Origin of the sequence: Phocicoccus pinnipedialis, assembly GCF_903994035.1 — a bacterium.
In the GTDB taxonomy this organism is placed as follows: Bacteria; Bacillota; Bacilli; order Staphylococcales; family Salinicoccaceae; genus Phocicoccus; species Phocicoccus pinnipedialis.
Map to the genome: position 1 here is coordinate 1 of NZ_CAJEWB010000001.1, position 2,500 is coordinate 2,500.

At 50.6% G+C, this 2,500-nt stretch carries 2 rRNA genes (1 of these 2 cut by a window edge); both read right to left on the reverse strand.

The window, feature by feature from the left end:
• Positions 1–2 precede the first annotated feature (2 nt).
• Positions 3–115, reverse strand: a 5S ribosomal RNA gene (gene rrf, locus H9D55_RS00005).
• A 64-nt stretch (positions 116–179) separates the two neighbouring features.
• Positions 180–2,500: ribosomal RNA gene (locus tag H9D55_RS00010) — 23S ribosomal RNA — on the reverse strand; it runs 556 nt beyond the window's last position.

Sequence of the window (2,500 nt, forward strand, 5' to 3'; positions counted from 1 at the left end):
TTGCCTAGCAGCGTCCTACTCTCGCAGGGAAACCCCAACTACCATCGGCGCTGGAGAGCTTAACTTCTGTGTTCGGCATGGGAACAGGTGTGGCCTCTCCGCCATCGCCACTAGACAACGAATGTTTACACATTCAAAACTGGATAGAAAAGTCGTAGAAGCCATTACACGCTTCATTTGTGAATAAGTCATCGATGGATTAGTATTCGTCCGCTACGTGTGTCACCACACTTACACGCCGAACCTATCAACCAGATCATCTCTCTGGCATCTAATGGGGAAATCTCATCTTGAGGGGGGCTTCATGCTTAGATGCTTTCAGCATTTATCCCGTCCATACGTAGCTACCCAGCTATGCCGTTGGCACGACAACTGGTACACCAGTGGTATGTCCATCCCGGTCCTCTCGTACTAAGGACAGCGCCTCTCAAATTTCCTACGCCCACGACGGATAGGGACCGAACTGTCTCACGACGTTCTGAACCCAGCTCGCGTACCGCTTTAATGGGCGAACAGCCCAACCCTTGGGACCGACTACAGCCCCAGGATGCGATGAGCCGACATCGAGGTGCCAAACCTCCCCGTCGATGTGAACTCTTGGGGGAGATAAGCCTGTTATCCCCGGGGTAGCTTTTATCCGTTGAGCGATGGCCCTTCCATGCGGAACCACCGGATCACTAAGTCCGTCTTTCGACCCTGCTCGACTTGTAGGTCTCGCAGTCAAGCTCCCTTTTGCCTTTACACTCTATGAATGATTTCCAACCATTCTGAGGGAACCTTTGAGCGCCTCCGTTACTCTTTAGGAGGCGACCGCCCCAGTCAAACTGTCCATCTGACACTGTCTCCATACCGGTTAACGGTATCGGGTTAGAACCCCAAGTACACCAGGGTGGTATCCCACCAGTGTCTCCACATAAACTGACGTTCATGCTTCATAAACTCCCACCTATCCTGTACAGGTGTACTCAAGATTCAATATCAAACTACAGTAAAGCTCCACGGGGTCTTTCCGTCCTGTCGCGGGTAACCAGCATCTTCACTGGTACTATGATTTCACCGAGCCTCTCGTTGAGACAGTGCCCAAATCGTTACGCCTTTCGTGCGGGTCAGAACTTACCTGACAAGGAATTTCGCTACCTTAGGACCGTTATAGTTACGGCCGCCGTTTACTGGGGCTTCAATTCGTACCTTCGCTTACGCTAAGCACTCCTCTTAACCTTCCAGCACCGGGCAGGCGTCAGCCCCTATACTTCACCTTTCGGTTTGGCAGAGACCTATGTTTTTGATAAACAGTCGCTTGGGCCTATTCACTGCGGCTGGTTGTTACACCAGCACCCCTTCTCCCGAAGTTACGGGGTCATTTTGCCGAGTTCCTTAACGAGAGTTCGCTCGCTCACCTTAGAATTCTCATCCCAACTACCTGTGTCGGTTTGCGGTACGGGCAGTATTACATTCGCTAGCAGCTTTTCTTGGCAGTGTGAATCTTAGGACTTCGTCGCATTCGACTCCCCATCATCGCTCATACTTATACATGCCGGATTTGCCTAGCATGAATACTTACGATTTAGACGTGCATAACCATCAGCACGATCCTTTCTCCTCCTGCGTCACCACTTCACTCAAACATGCAACACCGGTACAGGAATTTCTACCTGTTGTCCATCGCCTACGCTTTTTGCCTCGGCTTAGGTCCCGACTTACCCAGAGCGGACGAGCCTTCCTCTGGAAACCTTAGTCATTCGGTGGACGGGATTCTCACCCGTCTTGCGCTACTCACACCGGCATTCTCACTTCTAAACGCTCCACATGTCCTCACGGTCATGCTTCTCTGCAGTTAGAACGCTCTCCTACCATTCTTTCGAATCCACAGCTTCGGTAATATGTTTAGCCCCGGTACATTTTCGGCGCAGCGTCACTTGACTAGTGAGCTATTACGCACTCTTTAAATGATGGCTGCTTCTAAGCCAACATCCTAGTTGTCTGTGCAACGCCACATCCTTTTCCACTTAACATATATTTGGGGACCTTAGCTGGTGGTCTGGGCTGTTTCCCTTTCGACAATGGACCTTATCACCCACTGTCTGACTCCCATACATCTCATCTATGGCATTCGGAGTTTGTCTGAACTCGGTAACCCGGGATGGGCCCCTCATCCAAACAGTGCTCTACCTCCACGATGATAATATGAGGCTATACCTAAATATATTTCGGAGAGAACCAGCTATCTCCAGGTTCGATTGGAATTTCACCCCTACCCACAACTCATCCGGTCACTTTTTAACGTAAGTCGGTTCGGTCCTCCATCCAGTGTTACCTGGACTTCAACCTGGTCATGGGTAGATCACCTGGTTTCGGGTCTACACACACATACTCATTCGCCCTATTCAGACTCGCTTTCGCTACGGCTCCACATTCGCTGCTTAACCTCGCATGTATGCGTAACTCGCCGGTTCATTATACAAAAGGCACGCCATCACCCATTAACGGGCTCTGACTACTT